The following is a 17,104-nucleotide window of genomic DNA, read 5'->3' as shown; positions in this document are numbered from 1 at the left end:
TTCACCTACACTTCTAGATTTAACAGGGCTTCAGCAAATGAACTGGTAAATTCACTTTCTGATTCTTCGTTACTTTCCTGCTTGCTTTCTTGGTGTTGTCTGCTTTGGTCCTCTGCATCTTTCTGGCTGAATTTCTCTGCATTGAAAGAGTTGAAGGCCTGTACAATTTCGATTTTTTCGATTTGAATGTTCTGCCCGCTGAAGGCTTGCTTTAATCCTCGAACTTGGTTCTCCAACATATCCTTTGCATGTGCTGTAGTGGCTAAGATTCTTGCTGTCATCAGTCCATCTTTTTGGATCAATTCAATTCTGAGCGAGCCCAGGTGTTCAGGGTTCAGTCTAATTAACAGCTTATTGACGCCATTCGTTCCTGAGAAATTTGATTTGTTCAAAATGGATTCAAATCGCTTGACGAATTCATCTTGACTAACCGTCTGTCCATCTTTGGAAGCTGTCATAACCAGCTGTTCCAGTTTTGTGATTTGCCCCTGTACACTTGCACCTTGGTTAATAGCTTCATTTAAAACCTTTTCATTGCTAAGCGTTCCTGAATTTCCACTTTTCGTTAGAGTGAGCTTAAAGTGAGCTGACTTTACAATCTGTATTGGCAAACCCAGACCTTGCTTGTTTCCTTCTTTATCAGCCCCTACCATCCGAGAGAATGCATTCCTCACCGTTTCGAGAGATTTATTCTGCCCTTTATCCACTAGAACTGAAAAATCAAGATCTCCACTTTTTTTCTGTTGCTCATTGGACACCCATTTTTCAAGCTTTCCGGTTATTCCATCAAGCACGTTCTTCATTTGCTTCTGGATGGATGCTTCGTCCTGTGTCATATCTTTAGTTTCTGATAGAAGTTCCTGAACTTTCACTAGCTTTAAAAGGTTTGCCGTTCCCTCTATTGGGAGCTGTTTCCACTCATCTTCACTTAACGATGCAACTTGTTTAAGGATTGTATATAGGTCCATGACATTAGCACCGAGAAGACTTTGAGCGTCGAGTGCCATCTCTTCCTGGTCACTATCTAAATCAAGTTCTTCGATACTTGTAAAAAATCTCTCTAGACTAGTTTTGTCATCACCGTTAAGAATTTGCAGTAGCTGTAAAAGTAACTCTCCCGAACCTGACGACTCGTTTATTAACAAGTCCTCAGCTGCTACTCCCCCTTCAAGATCACTTAAATTGGATTGTTTCAAGAAATCCACCAAATCCTTTAGTGTTGTGAGTTTTTCCTCCGAAAGAGTGATAGATTCTGCATCCAACGTCTTGTCCGAATCTGTCTCTACAGTCAATGCGGATTGAAGGGCGGATCCAAACTGGGCATTTGATCCTTGGCTCTGGTTGGGTTGTACTTTTTTATTCACTGATGCCAAAGGTAGCATCGAATTAATGGCCGAATTCACGTTTAAATCACCTCCTTTCATGCGACTTACGTACTAGACTCTGTTAGTTTCTTCGTTAATCTGACAGCATCTGCGGTAGTCATCTGCTCCAAGACCTTCGCTAATGTATCAGCTTTCATACTTGCCAAGATTTTCACGGCATCTTCATCGTTCATCTCCGTAATGATTGGCGCTGATTTTTTAGGAGCCATCGTTTCATATGTGCGTATGATGTCCTTGAATGCCCGTTTACTCCCATCCTGGCTTTCTTTAAGCTGATTCAATTGAGTTTGTATTTGCTGTTTTTCTGCCTCAGCCTTTTCGACCGCTTGATCACGGGTGTCAATGATGCTTTCAAGTTTCTTTATCTCTTTTTCCTTGTCTTTAATTTCAGTCTCTAGTCTAGCCAATCTTTTTGAATCCTTACCAATCTCTTGCGTGGGTTTTACTTTTTCATCATCTTTTTCAAATAGTTCAGTTAAGGGGATTTTCCCTGATAGCTCCTTAGCCTTTTCCATGACATTCACACCGGCTACAGTAAAAACGATCAATGCAACAGTCACCGCAAAAATCAAAGGGATAAAGATGACAAGAAACCATTGAAATTTACTTATTTTACTTTCTTCCAATTCATCCAATCCAGTTGGTTCTTCTTTTTTACGCATTCTATCACCTAACGCCCTTTACTTAAGAATTGCCTGATAGATATTTCATCCATTTGTCTATTCTCATCTTCCTTGATGATATCCAAGAATTTATGAAAATCGTTTTCTTTCATTTTCTCGTACTTCTTCACTTCAATATTTCTTTCCATTAATACTTCTTGCAGGACATTCATTTTATAACGAGCTTCTATGACTTCCTCCTGGCTAAGACTTATGAGCTTTTCAAGATTGTCCATAAACAGCTGGTGATGGCGAATTTCTTGAATGGACAAACCATTTCTCAACCTTTCCTCTTGGAATGCCAGTAAGTCCTCTTTTTTCTTCAAGAACTTATATAGTTTTCCAGCCACTTCTTCAAACTTTTTCAGCGCTGTATTATATTTAGATAGTGCATCTCTTTTTTCTTTTTCTTTTATGGTAAGGATCTTTTCGAACTTATATTGATAAATCATAGCTACTCACCTCTTTCCATCAAATCTACAAGGTTTCCTATACTTATATCTTTAGGCGCCTTTTCATGAGTGCCCTGCTTTAAAAATGAAATGATTTCCGGGTAGCGCTTTATGGAATTATCTATTTCCTTCGAAGATCCCCTTTTATAAGCTCCTATATTAATTAAATCTTCCGAATCCATATAAGTAGATAAGTTTGCACGTAGTTCTTCTGCCGACTTTTTGTGTCTTTCTCCAACGATGTTATTCATGACTCGGCTGATGCTCTTTAAAACATTAAGCGCGGGATACTGGCCCTTGTTTGCCAAATTACGGTCTAAGATGAAATGCCCGTCCAATATTCCCCTGACTGCATCGGCAATTGGTTCATTCATATCGTCTCCATCAACAAGAACTGTATAAAAGGCTGTGATAGATCCTAGTTGATTTGTTCCCGTTCTTTCTAAAAGTCTTGGAAGAATGGCGAATACCGATGGTGTATACCCTTTTGTCGTAGGTGGCTCACCGACAGCTAGTCCGATTTCCCTTTGGGCCATCGCCACCCTTGTGACAGAGTCCATCATCAACATTACATTCAATCCCTTATCCCGAAAGTATTCTGCAATTGCAGTTGCTGTCATTGCTCCTTTAATCCGCATCAACGCTGGCTGATCGGAAGTTGCCACCACCACAATGGAACGAGCCAATCCCTCTGGACCAAGATCCTTCTCAATGAACTCCCGAACCTCCCGACCACGTTCCCCAACAAGTCCAATAACATTTAAGTCAGCTGTCGTATTCCTGGCCACCATGCCTAGCAATGTACTTTTCCCTACTCCACTCCCAGCGAAAATCCCGACACGTTGCCCTTTTCCGACTGTTAGTAGACTATCTATCACCCTGACACCAACATCAATCGGTTCATCAATCGGTGGTCTTTCCATAGGATTAGGAGGATCTTGATCGACTGGTACCGTAGCTAGTCCCTTCGGAAGCAGGGAATGATCGATGGGAAAACCCAGAGGATCGACAACCTGGCCAATCAATCCGCTTCCCACTTTTATCTCAAGGCTACGCCCACTTCCTTCGACGATGCACCCTGGTGAAATATCACTCACAGCTGTAAATGGCATGAGAATAACCATTTCATCGCGGAAACCGACGACTTCAGCCAGTATCGGTTTTTTCTTTTTTTGAACACCGGTATAGATATAGCAAACGTCTCCAACAGAGCTTTCAGGGCCTTGAGATTCAATCATCAACCCTACGACACGCTTGACTCGGCCATAGTGTTTAAATGTATCGACTTCATCAATATAGGGTATGAGGTCTCTCGCTTTCATCTTTACTCCCCTTCCAACAGTTCGGATAGTTTTGCCTTAATTTCTAGTAGTTGACTATCGACACTTGCATCAATTCTTCCATTCTCCGACTCTATGATACAGCTGCCTTCATCCAATTCATCATCAGGATAAATATATAATTCCGCTTCTTTTGGAAAAATCGAAATCAGTTCATCCTTGTGAGAAAGAATCGATTGGTATCTGGACGGATGAATGTGCAGCTGAACTTCCCGGTATTCCCTTGCTTCTTTAATCGCTCCCTTAACGAGAGATAAGAATGTTTCTTCCTTAGCCTCCAATTGCTGTCCGATGATTTTTTTGGCTACGTTCAATGCTATATCTAGAATGACTGATTCAGAGGATTCAAGATGCTGCTGATAATCAACTTTTGATGCCTCCACCACTTCTTTAGCAAAAGCGATGTCCCCGGCCATCTCGTTATAGCCCTTTTGAAGTCCATCCTCAATGCCCTGTTGGTATCCTTCTTTTTGTGCTTGTTCAATGTATATTCTTTTTTCCTCTTGCTCCCAATAATCCTTTGCTTGTTGAATTTCTTCGACAATCGTTTCGGCTTGCTGCTTTGCTTCTATTAATATGGCATCCGCTTCTTGTATGGTTTGATTAAGAAATTCATTAGGTGGGAAGTGATTGGTGACTTGCCCCTCATCATTTTCTGTTACCTGGACATCAAATTGCCGGATTTTAATCGTGAATTTGTTACTTTCATCTTCCTTCGCCTGATGAGATTTAATAATTCTAGACAATAATATCATCCCCTCCGCCACGGGCGATTACAATTTCACCAGTTTCTTCAAGGCGGCGAATGACAGCAACGATTCTTGATTGTGCTTCTTCTACATCACGTAGACGAACAGGTCCCATATATTCCATTTCTTCCTCAAAGGTTTCGACCATCCGTTTGGACATATTGCGGAATACAATGTCTTTCACTTCCTCACTTGCCACTTTAAGTGCAAGTTTAAGATCTTCATTATCCGATTCCCGAACCACGCGTTGAATGGCTCTACCATCAAGGGTCACGATATCTTCAAAGACAAACATCCTCTTCTTGATTTCTTCTGCAAGTTCAGGGTCTTGAATTTCAAGAGCATCCAAAATGGTTCGTTCCGTGGAACGATCGACTCCGTTCAGGACATCTACCACAGCTTCGACACCACCGGTTTGTGTATAGTCCTGGGTAACGGTTGCAGAAAGTTTTCTTTCTAATATCTGTTCCACTTCATTAATAATCTCTGGCGAAGTGCTATCCATCAAAGCAATCCTTCTTGCAATGTCTGCCTGCACTTCTTGAGGCAGTTCTGATAAAATTTGTCCGGCCTGTGTTGGATCAAGATAAGATAAAATCAGGGCAATCGTCTGAGGGTGCTCGTTTTGAATAAAGTTCAATATTTGCCCTGGGTCTGCTTTACGAGCAAAGTCGAAAGGCCGAACTTGCAGGGATGAAGTTAAACGGTTAATGATGGCCGCAGCTTGATCGGTACCTAACGCCTTTTCCAAAACCTGCTTCGCGTATCCTATCCCACCTTGCGAAATATAATCCTGTGCTAAAGCGATGTTATGAAATTCCTCTAAAATCTCTTCCTTATCGTGCGAGTCGACACTTCTAACTCCTGAAATCTCCAGAGTCAGCCTCTCGATTTCTTCTTCTGAAAGATGCTTATATACGGATGCAGAAACATCCGGGCCTAAGGAGATAAGGAGGATTGCCGCCTTTTGTTTACCTGTCAATCCACCCTTTTTCTTTCGATCTATCACTTGCATGGCCTCCTAATCTTCTGCTATCCAGCTTCTTAATAATTTTGCGAATTCATCTGGCTTCTCTTTAGCCAATTTTTCAAGCTGTTTCCTTTTTAAAGAGGCCTCCGATTCCGTCTCTTTATTTAAATCAGGAACTTCGAATTGGGCTTCCTCTTCTACTTCCTCGTAATACTCCTCTTCCAAATCCCGTTGACGTCTTGAACGGAAGAATAAGACTAATAGAATGATAATGACTAGCAATAGAACTCCACCAACAATATAAACCCATATCGGTAGTGAGGAAGCATTCTCCTCTTCTGAGATCTTCATTTTTCCATTAAAAGGTTGTACGGAAATGGCAATCTTCTGATTTAATTCATCATCTGTCAGTTCTTCCCCTACCGCTTTTTTATCTATCGTCGTTCGGATAATCGTGCTTAGGATTTGTGTGATATCATCCACGCTCTGTTGAGATAATGAATTCGGATCATCAGCGGTAGGTGGTTCTACCATGACTTGAATGCCTAAATCCTTGACTTTATATGGACTTTCAACGATTTCTTTCTTGATTCGGTTCACTTCACTATTTATAGTTTCATCTGATTTTTCATAATCGCCTGAACCTGTCGTACCTTCTACATAACTGGAACCCAATGAATCCGCGGAGTCTTCACTTTGGGGAATTCCCCCATTTTCAGCTGCGTCCCCGCTATACGATTCGTTGATCCTTTGGGCTGAAATTTCTATTCCAGCCATATTTTCCTCATCCACCGGCTCCACAAGGTTCTCTTCCCGATTTTCTTGAGTAAAATCAATGTCGGTCGTAACGGAAACGGCCACTTTATCCCGCCCCATAATAGTTCCAAGCATATTTTGCACTTGTCTTTGTATATCTCGTTCTATTTCTTTTTTTATCTCATTTTGAGATTGAAAAGCAGAACCGAATGACGAATTTTCATTTTTAAGGTCATAATACTCAAAATCTTGATTCATGATGACGATATTATCTGTAGGAAGGTTGGGAACACTTTTCGAAACAAGATGATATAGGGAATTGACTTGACTCTCCTCGAACTTATAGCCCGATTTCGTATTCAATACAATCGATGCTGAAGCTTCACCGGCGGATTCGCTGACAAAGACTCCTTTATCAGGAAGCGTAATCATGACGCTAGCGTCCTCGACTCCATCAATTTTCTTTATTAAATTGGATAACTCTGTTTGCATCGTATCCAATTTAATTACATTAAACTCATTTTCAGTCATTCCCAATCCAGCTCCCTGGCTAAAGAATGAATAATCGATGCTACCAGACTCAGGTATTCCCTCAGCCGCTAGTTCGACTTTGAGCGTATCAACACTTTCTTGTGGTACTTTGATGGTTGTACCGTTATCCGCAATCTCGTTTTTTATTCCTTGACTGTCTAAATTTTCTTTTATGCTACCCGTCTCGGATGGTTTCAGATTGGAATATAACGGAACCAATGTCGTTCGGGTTGCGAAAAATGAGGCAACCATGACGATGATGATGACTAATGCCGTTGAACCAATCATTATCATCTTTTGTTTTCTACTTCTTGTACTCCAGTAACCAGTTATTTTATTTTTAAAGTTCACTAGTGCATCATTCATTTAAATCCCCCGGTCAGTCTATGAATTTATGAGAGGAGGCATTTTCCCCCTAGCCATTTTTTCTCTCTTTATATGAGGTCTTTAAAATGAATGTTAAATGCTCATTCTCATCATTTCCTGGTAGGCTTCGACCACTTTATTCCGAACCTCTAACGTAGCCTGCATCGTAATGCTCGCCTTTTGTGAAGCAATCACCACATTATGAAGTTCTACGTCTTCTCCGTTAGCTAACTTAGCTGTAAGGCTGTCCGATGATACCTGGGCCTCGTTAACTTTATTCATAGTTTCTTTTAATACGGACGCAAAATCTTGTTGCGCTTCGTATGGTGTACTTGTGTTAGTCTGCTGACTTTTCCATGCTTTATCTATATTGCTTATGCTTGAAAGAGAAATCCCCTCCATAATGCACACGCTCCAATCAAAAATTATTTACCGATTTCTAATGCCTTCATCATCATTCCCTTTGATGCATTCAAAACAGTGACATTGGCTTCATAGGATCTAGTGACGCTCATTAAGTCGACCATTTCTCTCAGTGGATCCACGTTTGGCATCTCTACATATCCATCTTCATTTGCATCTGGGTGATCTGGATTGTAATCCAGTTCAAATGGTGTTTCATCTTTAACAATTCCTGATACTTTTACACCTGTACCCGTACCGTTCGTTTTTCCGGTTGCTGCATCTAGAAAACTTGCAAAACTTGCTTCCTTATTTTGCAGAACAACCGATTTTCTTGAATAAGGTTTCCATTGTCCCGACTCCGCATCAAATTCGGCTCTAGTCGTATCGGCATTGGCCATATTGGCAGAAATCACATCCATCCGAAGCCTTTGGGCAGTCAAAGCTGAGCCCGTCGTATTAATACTCTGAAAAATCCCCATTACTTCCCACCCCTAATCACTGATTCCAATGACTGGAATTTACCCGAAAGTCTATCCGTTACAGCATTATAATAAATTTGATTCGTAGCCAGGTCCGTCATTTCTTTATCGACATCCACACTGTTCCCGTTACTGTTATAATTCACATTGTTCTGTGTAACAATGGAAGAAGTCGCTTTGCCGTTTGATTTAAAGCTAAAGTGCCTGTCATCGGTACGATATGATTGAATAGCCGTATCAAGTTCTGTTCGAAAGGACTTTGTATTAGAAACATCTTTCGCCTTATAATTCGGCGTATCGGAATTAGCAATATTTTGCGAAATGACCTTTTGTTTCGTACTAGAAAAATTCAGAGCGTTTTCCAGTGATTGAAAGGTATTTGAAAATAACTCCATTTTGTCGTTCCCCTCTTTCTATCCAAGCAAATAATAACTTATGTGATAAATAAATCCATTATCTTAATATCCTTAATTTTAAAGAAACGCAAGAACGATGTCTATAATTAATATATAGACTTTAGACCTATTATAGTCGAAAAATGTCACAATTTGCTCAAATTTATAGCTTTTTCATTTAAATTTCTAGTCAATTGTGACGTTATATTACATTATTTTATGATTTTATCCAATTTTTATCTTTAAATACTTATTTATCATACAGAATCACAAACCAATATACCTGATACTTTAGAACTAATTAGTATAGAAACCATCAGGTATATATTGGTAATAGTTTAATGGTAATCTACATACTGCTTCAGCAAAGGGTGAATTAACGTGTAAAAAATCAGATTTTTTACAAATACTGACTCCCTAATTTTTTTGAAAGAATATAAAACTATTAAAGCATTCGACTTTTTTCCACATATTAAACTTCCCGGAAATTCCGATTAATAAATGCCTGAGATATAAAGTATTCTTAAAATTAATGAAAACAATCTTTTATTGACCATAGAGGACTGTCTATTCAGATAGCTATTACAGTATAATTACCCTTTATAAGGAAAATTATACTGTATTTTGGATAAACGATTCTTTATCCTCATACTGCCTATTAGAATTTGATTCCAATTACCCTATAATGGAAAACTTCATTATAAATTGAACCTCCTACATGTTCTTATAACTACTACCTTAGTTTTACCGGATGAAGGATATATTAAATAAGTGCAATTTAATATATATACGATTATATTTCGTACCTAACCCCAAAAAGGCACGATCTCTCACCCACTAAGAGATCGTGCCTTTTTGGTTAGATTGCTAGAAATCGAGATGCTAATTTTCTCCATCTACATTTAAAGATAAAAAAAGGATCCGGAATTAAATTCCCGAACCCTTTCCTTTGGTACTATCAGCTTTATATCTAGAGCTGAATTTTAGTTATTTTTAAGTTTTTCTAATTCGTTAAGGAATTTATCGTTCAATACTTTGATGTACGTCCCTTTCATCCCTAATGAACGTGACTCAATAACACCGGCGCTTTCAAGTTTTCTAAGTGCATTCACGATTACTGAACGAGTAATACCAACTCTATCTGCAATTTTAGATGCAACAAGTAATCCTTCGTTCCCTTTAAGTTCTTCGAAGATATGTTCAATAGCTTCTAATTCACTGTAAGAAAGTGAAGATATAGCCATTTGAACGACTGCTTTACTACGTGCCTCTTCTTCAATCTCTTCTGATTTCTCACGAAGGATTTCCATTCCAACAACAGTGGCTCCATACTCCGCCAAGATTAAGTCGTCATCATGGAACTTATCTTGTAATCGAGCAAGAATCAATGTTCCTAAACGATCTCCCCCGCCCATGATAGGAACGATGGTAGTTAGGCCATTTGAAAACAACTCTTTATTCTCAATTGGGAAAGCTGTATATTCGCTTTCAATATCGAGGTTAGAAGATGTTTCTTGGATGTTGAATAGATTCTTTGTATACACTTCAGGGAATTGCTTATCTTCTAACATTTTATACATACGTTCATTTTCGATTTGTTGGCTTACTGCGATTCCAAGTAATTTTCCGCGACGGCTAACGACGAATACATTCGCTTCGATTACTTCACTTAAACTTTCTGCCATTTCTTTGAAATTAACTGCTTTTCCTGCTGCTTTTTGGAGCATTGCATTAATTTTTCTTGTTTTTGCTAATAAGTTCATCTGACTTGTTCCTCCTAAAAATACCATGGTTCACAATTGACTATGAAGTTGTATTTCCGTAATGTGATGTAATTTGCTTAGGCAATGAATATTGCCGCTGGTTCATTCTAAAGGATAAACTGGCTTAAGTCTTTATTACGGGCAATCGAGCCCAGCTTATCTTCGACATATTGAGGAGTGATTGTAATCTTCTCCATCGTAATGTCAGGAGCTTCGAAAGATAAGTCCTCTAGAAGACGCTCCAGGATTGTATGAAGGCGCCTTGCCCCAATATTATCTGTGTTTTGATTAACCTCGAAAGCCACTTCTGCTATCTTACTTACAGCTTCGTCAGAAAATTCAATTTCTATACCTTCTGTTTCTAATAAAGCTACATATTGCTTTAACAGAGCATTATCCGGCTCGTGTAAAATTTTCACAAAGTCTTCGACGGTCAATTTGTTTAATTCCACACGGATTGGAAAACGGCCCTGCAGCTCAGGAATAAGATCCGAGGGTTTAGCCGTATGGAAAGCCCCTGCTGCAATGAAGAGTACATGATCGGTTTTAACGGATCCGTATTTTGTTACAACTGTAGACCCTTCAACAATTGGAAGGATATCCCGTTGTACACCTTCTCTTGAAACGTCCGCTGAAGAACTTCCCGACTGTTTGCTAGCGATCTTATCAATTTCATCGATGAATATTATCCCATTTTGCTCTGCACCGTATACAGCATCCGATGTTACTTCATCCATGTCGATTAATTTTGCCGCTTCCTCATTGGTCAAGACAACTCGTGCTTCGCTTACTTTCAATTTACGCTTTTTATTTTTCTTGGGCATCAAGCTTCCCAAGGCATCCTGCATATTCATCCCCATTTGTTCCATTCCCGAACCTTGTAGCATATCAAACATGGATGCGGCCTGTTCTTCCACCTCAACTGTAATCATTTCATTCTCTAACTCGCCTTTAGCCAGCTGATTGGCCACAAGCTTTCTTTTTTGCTGAAGGCTTAAATCTTCTGAGTTGTCACTCGAATCCTGTTCAGCTTGATTCGTTCCTCCTCCGAAAAATGCTTCGAGAGGGTTTTTGAAATTGCTCTGTTTTTTATTAGATGGCACTAATAAATCAATTAAACGGCGATTGGCATTTTCCTCTGCCCGTTCTCTGACACTAACCATCTTTTCTTCCTTCACGAGGCGGACGGAAGTCTCCACTAAATCACGCACCATGGATTCTACATCACGGCCGACATAACCGACTTCCGTAAATTTCGTTGCTTCCACTTTCACAAAAGGAGCACCAACCAATTTAGCCATTCTCCGAGCAATTTCTGTTTTCCCAACACCAGTCGGTCCAATCATTAATATGTTTTTCGGAACGACTTCATCACGAAGTTGTTCTGAGAGTAAAGAACGACGATATCGATTACGCAATGCTACCGCTACTGCACGTTTTGCTTCACTCTGTCCTACAATATATTGATCCAGTTTCTCTACGATTTGCCTCGGTGTTAAATTAGTTTTCTTTGACATTGTGCGCTCCTCCTTACAACTCTTCCACGATTATATTCGTATTTGTAAATACACAAATTTCCGCTGCAATTTGTAAAGATGATTGGGCTATTTCCCTTGCCGATAGGTTTTCACTAGAAAAACGCTTTAAAGCCCTGCCTGCAGCTAGAGCATAATTTCCACCAGATCCTATGGCTAGAATCCCGTCGTCAGGTTCAATTACTTCTCCAGTACCGGAAACGAGAAGCAAATCTTGTTTATTCATGACAATTAACATTGCTTCCAGCTTTCTAAGCACATTATCACTCCGCCATTGCTTCGCCATTTCGACGGCTGCACGTTGAAGATTCCCATTGTATTCCTCAAGCTTGGCTTCAAACATTTCGAAAAGAGTGAATGCGTCTGCAACAGAACCTGCAAAACCTGCCAGGACATTCCCGTTAAAGATTTTCCTCACTTTTCTTGCCGTATGCTTCATCACTACTGAATTCCCTAAAGTAACCTGCCCATCACCGGACATGGCACATTCTCCTTTATGATGCACTGCAAATATCGTTGTCATAAAGTGTCCCCTTTCAACTTTTAAGCCCGCGGATGTGATGCATTGTAGACTTTTTTTAATTGGTCCTTTGTTACATGCGTATACACTTGCGTAGATGAAATTTTTGAATGTCCAAGCAGTTCCTGAACCGTACGTATATCTGCTCCGTTATTTAAAAGGTGAGTGGCAAATGAATGCCTCAACATATGGGGATGCAGATTTCCATCAGCGGCCGACTTTTTAATCAATTCATTTAATATATAACGGACCCCCCTAGGTGTAAGGGGTTCTCCGCGAAAGTTAACAAATAAATAAGCATGCGCCTTAGCGTCAGACGATGTCATTTCCATCCTGGCTGTACGTATGTATAAATCTATCGCTTCCTGAGCATAACTGCCAACCGGGACATACCGATCTTTCTTCCCTTTTCCATGGATCAGTACGGTTCCAAGCGAGAGATCGATATCCTGTACTTTGATTTCACAGCACTCACTTACGCGAATGCCAGTAGCATACAGTAATTCTAGTAATGCAACGTTTCTTATTTCAATTGGGGTATCTTTCTTTAAAGAAGAAAACAACTGATTGACTTCTTCCTCATACAGAAAGCGAGGCAATCTCTGTTCCTTTTTGGGTAAAGATGCAAGGGAAAAAGGATTATCCTTGACTTCCCCTTCCCTCATTAGAAATTTATAAAAACTACGCAAACAAGATGTTTTTCTTGCTACAGTCCTCTTTGAAAGTTGTTTCTCATATAAATTCGTCAAATATAGCCGGACATCCATATATTCGACTGACGCGACATCGGTAATCCGTTGTTCGTTCAGGAATAAGAAAAATTCGTGAATATCCCGCTTGTAATTTTCAATCGTGTAGTGTGAACTATTTTTTTCTATTTGTAGATATTCAATGAAGGAAGATAACGCCTTATTTTGATTGATCATAGAAACACCTCGCAAAGGCTTATAAATAGTATCATACTTTAAAACAGCAGGCAAATAATTTTACAAACTTTTCACAAAGTTCTGAATTGTGTCTAAAGCGCGATTTGCATGTGCCTCATTTCGTTCCTTTTTCGACTTGATTCTGATTTCTAAATCTGGGAGGAGACCAAAATTCGCATTCATCGGCTGGAAGCTCTTCCCGTTAGTGGACGTAATATACCTTGCCATGCTCCCCATTGTCGTTTCAGCAGGGAAAACGATTGGTTCCATCCCTTGAACCAGTCTTGCTGCATTAATTCCGGCGACCAGTCCTGATGCGGCAGACTCCACATACCCTTCCACACCCGTCATCTGGCCGGCAAAGAATAAATCTTCCCGGTTTTTGAATTGATAGGTCGGCTTTAACACATTCGGAGAGTTGATGAATGTATTGCGGTGCATCACTCCATAACGGACAATTTCAGCATTCTCTAATCCTGGAATCAGCTGAAGTACCTCTTTTTGAGGTCCCCATTTTAAATGTGTCTGAAAACCAACAATGTTATAAAGGGTTCCAGCTGCATCATCTTGACGAAGTTGAACGACAGCAAATGGTCGTTTACCCGTTTTTGGATCTTCCAATCCAACCGGCTTCAACGGTCCGAATAGCATCGTCTTTTTCCCACGAGATGCCATTACTTCTATTGGCATGCACCCTTCGAAGAAGATTTCTTTTTCAAATTCCTTAAGTGGAACAGTTTCTGCAGAAATCAGCGCTTCATAAAACCGATCGAATTCTTCTTCGGTCATCGGACAGTTCAAGTAAGCAGCTTCCCCTTTATCATAGCGGGACTTTAAATAGACTTTATCCATATTGATGCTTTCTTTTTCAAGAATTGGAGCTGCAGCATCATAGAAATATAAATATTCTTCATCCATAATTTGCTTCAAGCTATCCGATAAAGATTGGCTAGTCAATGGACCCGTAGCTATGACGGTTGGACCCTCAGGAATCTCTGTCACTTCTTCATGGAACACGGTCACATTTGGATGATTTTTCACCCTCTCCGTTACAAGGTCAGCAAATTCGTGACGATCGACGGCTAATGCACCACCAGCAGGAACAGCACAAGTATCTGCTGCGGAAATAATAACGGAATCCAATGTTCGCATCTCTTCTTTTAAAACACCTACAGCATTTGTTAACGTATTTGCCCGAAGTGAATTGGAACAAACAAGTTCAGCGAATTTATCGGTATGGTGTGCAGGCGTTTGCTTAACCGGACGCATTTCGTACAAATCAACTTTTATTCCTCTTTTAGCTAATTGCCAAGCAGCTTCACTTCCTGCAAGCCCAGCACCAATTACACTTACTTTTGCTTCTTTCATATTTCGAACCTCCATGTATAGATATGATAAAACAGGAAGATTTATCATCAAAATTGTTTTTTACAAAATCTTCATTTTAACGATATGTTTATATGTATACCCCATCTTGCACATTCCTGCTGATGCACTTTTTAAGTATGTCTATTTGGATAAATGCCTTAAGTCGTGTTCTTACAGAAACAATAACTGGACACAAAGAGGAATTATAACTTTAAATGAAGGCACTTGTCCACTGAATTTTACAATACTTAAGCAAAATTAAAAAGTTTCATGCCTTTCCAATATATTCTGCGAGGAACATCCTTCTCTTTATCATGATATCATACCTTACCTAATATGAAGAAACTCAGCTCTACCCGAGTCAGTCCTTTTTTGGTGAACATGAAAAAGGTGGGCATGATTGCCCACCTTTCCTTAAGCTTGAGGTACCTCTTTGAAATCACAGTCCATACATTGTACTTGTACGCCTTTTTTAAGTTTTTTCTCAACAAGGGTACCTTCACATTTTGGACAATTACGCGGCAATGGCTTATCCCATGAAATGAAATCACACCCTGGATACGTATCGCATCCATAAAACAGGCGGCGTTTTTTACTTTTCCGCTCGATGATGTTTCCTTCTTTACATTTTGGGCACTTCACACCGATTTCCTTGACGATTGGTTTCGTGTTACGGCAGTCAGGAAAATTGCTGCATGCCATGAATTTTCCGTATCTCCCCATTTTGAAGACCATTCCATGACCGCATTCTTCACAATCCTCGCCAGCAGGTTCATCTTTAATTTCAATCTTTTCCATCTCGGCTTCTGCCTTGGCCAAATCAACAGCAAAATCCTTGTAGAAGTCATCAATGACATTAACCCATTCAACACTTCCAGCCTCTACACCATCAAACTCCTGTTCCATCTTGGCTGTGAATTCAGCATCCAGGATATATGGGAAGAATTCGCGAATTAGTTCAAGGACTATTTCACCAAGTTCGGTCGGGATAAATCGTTTGTTATCAAGCGTGACGTAACCCCTTTTTTGTATCGTATCCAAAGTAGGGGCATAAGTGGATGGCCGACCTATGCCTAATTCTTCCAGCGTTTTAACAAGGCGTGCCTCTGTATAGCGGGGCGGCGGTTGCGTGAAATGCTGCTTAGGCTCAACATCTTTTGAAAAGAATCGATCACCTTTTTTCACATCAGGAAGGGTATTCTCCTTTTCCTCCACCGAGTCATCCGTTCCTTCAACATAGACCTTCATAAAACCAGGAAATTTAACTTTTGATCCATTTGCTCTGAATATGACATCTCCGTTATGTAAGTCGATGCTCATTGTATCCATAACAGCAGAAGACATTTGACTTGAAACGAAACGTTCCCAGATCAATTTATATAAACGGAATTGGTCTCTGGATAAAAATTCTTTCACTAAACCTGGTTCCCGCAGTGTGCTAGTCGGTCTCACTGCTTCATGGGCATCCTGGGCATTTGTCTGTTTTTTCTCTTTACGCTGTTCCGTCTGGACATACTCTTCACCATAACTAGTTGAGATGAAGTTATGCGCTTCGAGCTTAGCCACATCGGAAATCCGGGTTGAATCCGTTCTCATATAAGTAATCAGTCCGACTGTTCCTTCTTTTCCTAGCTCAATTCCTTCGTAAAGCTGCTGGGCAAGCATCATCGTTTTCTTGGCCCTGAAATTCAATTTACGCGCAGCTTCCTGTTGTAGGGAAGAAGTTGTGAATGGTGCAGCTGGATTACGTTTTCTTTCTTTTTTCGTCACGGTACCGATTGTAAATTCCCCACCGCTCAAAGAATCCAGAACCTTCTTCACGTCTTCTTCCGTATTCAATTCAGTACGTTCTCCCGCAAGGCTGAAAAAGGAACCCTCAAACTGTTCTTTTCCTTTTACAAAATCGGCCTTGATTGTCCAATACTCTTCAGGAACGAAGTCTTTGATTTCTTTTTCACGATCTATGATCATTCGGACTGCAACTGATTGAACCCGTCCGGCACTCAAGCCTTTTTTCACTTTTTTCCACAATAGAGGGGAAATATTGTACCCGACCAAACGATCCAATATCCTCCTTGCCTGCTGGGCATCAACCAATTGCATATTAATCGGTCTCGGAGATTTAAATGATTCTTTGATTGCTTCTTTCGTAATCTCATTGAATACGACACGGCAATCCGAGTTTATGTCGACGTCGAGGCTATGCGCTAAATGCCAGGCAATCGCTTCACCTTCTCTGTCGGGGTCAGCTGCGAGATAGATTTTTTTTGCTTTTTTTGCTGCTGTTTTCAATTCTTTTAAAACCGGGCCTTTGCCGCGGATTGTTATATATTTAGGTTCATAGCCATGTTCAACATCGACACCCGTTTGACTTTTAGGTAGATCGCGTACATGACCCATGGAAGCTTTAACTTTATATTTCTTTCCTAAGTATCGCTCTATCGTCTTTGCTTTTGCGGGCGATTCCACAATCACTAAGTAATCTGACATCCAATAAATCCT

General features: G+C 40.2%; 16 protein-coding genes. All 16 read right to left on the bottom strand.

From position 1 onward, the window contains the following. Positions 1–5: 5 nt before the first annotated feature. The 16 genes from ACQKIC_RS10065 to topA all read right to left on the bottom strand — a co-directional run bounded on the left by ACQKIC_RS10065 (position 6) and on the right by topA (position 17,092). Positions 6–1,403, bottom strand: coding sequence for a flagellar hook-length control protein FliK (locus ACQKIC_RS10065; protein WP_427591111.1), 1,398 nt, complete (start codon positions 1,401–1,403; stop codon positions 6–8). Positions 1,404–1,429: 26 nt separating this feature from the next. Then, positions 1,430–2,047: a MotE family protein gene (locus ACQKIC_RS10060; RefSeq protein ID WP_427591109.1), complete on the bottom strand. Its 618-nt coding sequence runs from the start codon at positions 2,045–2,047 to the stop codon at positions 1,430–1,432. 8 nt (positions 2,048–2,055) lie between these two features. After that, a complete protein-coding gene (gene fliJ / locus ACQKIC_RS10055) occupies positions 2,056–2,499 on the bottom strand; it encodes a flagellar export protein FliJ (RefSeq protein WP_402868333.1) in 444 nt (147 codons plus the stop codon). Positions 2,500–2,501: 2 nt separating this feature from the next. After that, positions 2,502–3,821, bottom strand: coding sequence for a flagellar protein export ATPase FliI (gene fliI / locus ACQKIC_RS10050; RefSeq protein WP_402956307.1), 1,320 nt, complete (start codon positions 3,819–3,821; stop codon positions 2,502–2,504). Between the two features lie 2 nt (positions 3,822–3,823). Further along, positions 3,824–4,585 (bottom strand): flagellar assembly protein FliH, encoded by a 762-nt coding sequence (gene fliH, locus ACQKIC_RS10045; RefSeq protein WP_427591107.1) that lies wholly within the window; start codon positions 4,583–4,585, stop codon positions 3,824–3,826. Then, a complete protein-coding gene (gene fliG, locus ACQKIC_RS10040; protein WP_402956303.1) occupies positions 4,578–5,597 on the bottom strand; it encodes a flagellar motor switch protein FliG in 1,020 nt (339 codons plus the stop codon). The genes fliH and fliG overlap by 8 nt, the downstream gene beginning before the upstream one ends. Before the next feature lie 12 nt (positions 5,598–5,609). Then, positions 5,610–7,211, bottom strand: coding sequence for a flagellar basal-body MS-ring/collar protein FliF (gene fliF / locus ACQKIC_RS10035; RefSeq protein WP_402987885.1), 1,602 nt, complete (start codon positions 7,209–7,211; stop codon positions 5,610–5,612). 93 nt (positions 7,212–7,304) lie between these two features. After that, positions 7,305–7,613: a flagellar hook-basal body complex protein FliE gene (gene fliE / locus ACQKIC_RS10030; RefSeq protein WP_427591104.1), complete on the bottom strand. Its 309-nt coding sequence runs from the start codon at positions 7,611–7,613 to the stop codon at positions 7,305–7,307. A 23-nt stretch (positions 7,614–7,636) separates the two neighbouring features. Further along, a complete protein-coding gene (gene flgC / locus ACQKIC_RS10025; RefSeq protein ID WP_402956297.1) occupies positions 7,637–8,095 on the bottom strand; it encodes a flagellar basal body rod protein FlgC in 459 nt (152 codons plus the stop codon). Further along, positions 8,095–8,490: a flagellar basal body rod protein FlgB gene (flgB, locus tag ACQKIC_RS10020; RefSeq protein WP_402956295.1), complete on the bottom strand. Its 396-nt coding sequence runs from the start codon at positions 8,488–8,490 to the stop codon at positions 8,095–8,097. Before flgB ends, flgC begins: the two co-directional genes overlap by 1 nt. A gap of 983 nt (positions 8,491–9,473) precedes the next feature. After that, a complete protein-coding gene (codY, locus tag ACQKIC_RS10015; protein ID WP_402868321.1) occupies positions 9,474–10,253 on the bottom strand; it encodes a GTP-sensing pleiotropic transcriptional regulator CodY in 780 nt (259 codons plus the stop codon). A gap of 107 nt (positions 10,254–10,360) precedes the next feature. Continuing rightward, positions 10,361–11,770 (bottom strand): HslU--HslV peptidase ATPase subunit, encoded by a 1,410-nt coding sequence (gene hslU, locus ACQKIC_RS10010; protein WP_402868319.1) that lies wholly within the window; start codon positions 11,768–11,770, stop codon positions 10,361–10,363. A gap of 13 nt (positions 11,771–11,783) precedes the next feature. After that, entirely contained in the window at positions 11,784–12,311 is a 528-nt protein-coding gene (gene hslV, locus ACQKIC_RS10005; RefSeq protein WP_402868317.1) for an HslVU peptidase proteolytic subunit, read from the bottom strand. A 20-nt stretch (positions 12,312–12,331) separates the two neighbouring features. Further along, entirely contained in the window at positions 12,332–13,234 is a 903-nt protein-coding gene (xerC, locus tag ACQKIC_RS10000) for a tyrosine recombinase XerC (RefSeq protein ID WP_402868315.1), read from the bottom strand. A gap of 60 nt (positions 13,235–13,294) precedes the next feature. After that, complete coding sequence (gene trmFO, locus ACQKIC_RS09995) at positions 13,295–14,617, bottom strand: FADH(2)-oxidizing methylenetetrahydrofolate--tRNA-(uracil(54)-C(5))-methyltransferase TrmFO (protein ID WP_402868313.1); 1,323 nt, start codon at positions 14,615–14,617, stop codon at positions 13,295–13,297. Between the two features lie 399 nt (positions 14,618–15,016). Continuing rightward, the gene (gene topA, locus ACQKIC_RS09990) at positions 15,017–17,092 is read right to left on the bottom strand and encodes a type I DNA topoisomerase (protein WP_427591099.1); all 2,076 of its coding nucleotides are present in this window, start codon (positions 17,090–17,092) and stop codon (positions 15,017–15,019) included. Positions 17,093–17,104: the final 12 nt, after the last annotated feature.

Source organism: Peribacillus sp. NPDC046944 (assembly GCF_050272735.1).
Classification (GTDB): Bacteria; Bacillota; Bacilli; order Bacillales; family DSM-1321; genus Peribacillus.
This window is presented reverse-complemented; position numbering and strand designations above follow the sequence as displayed.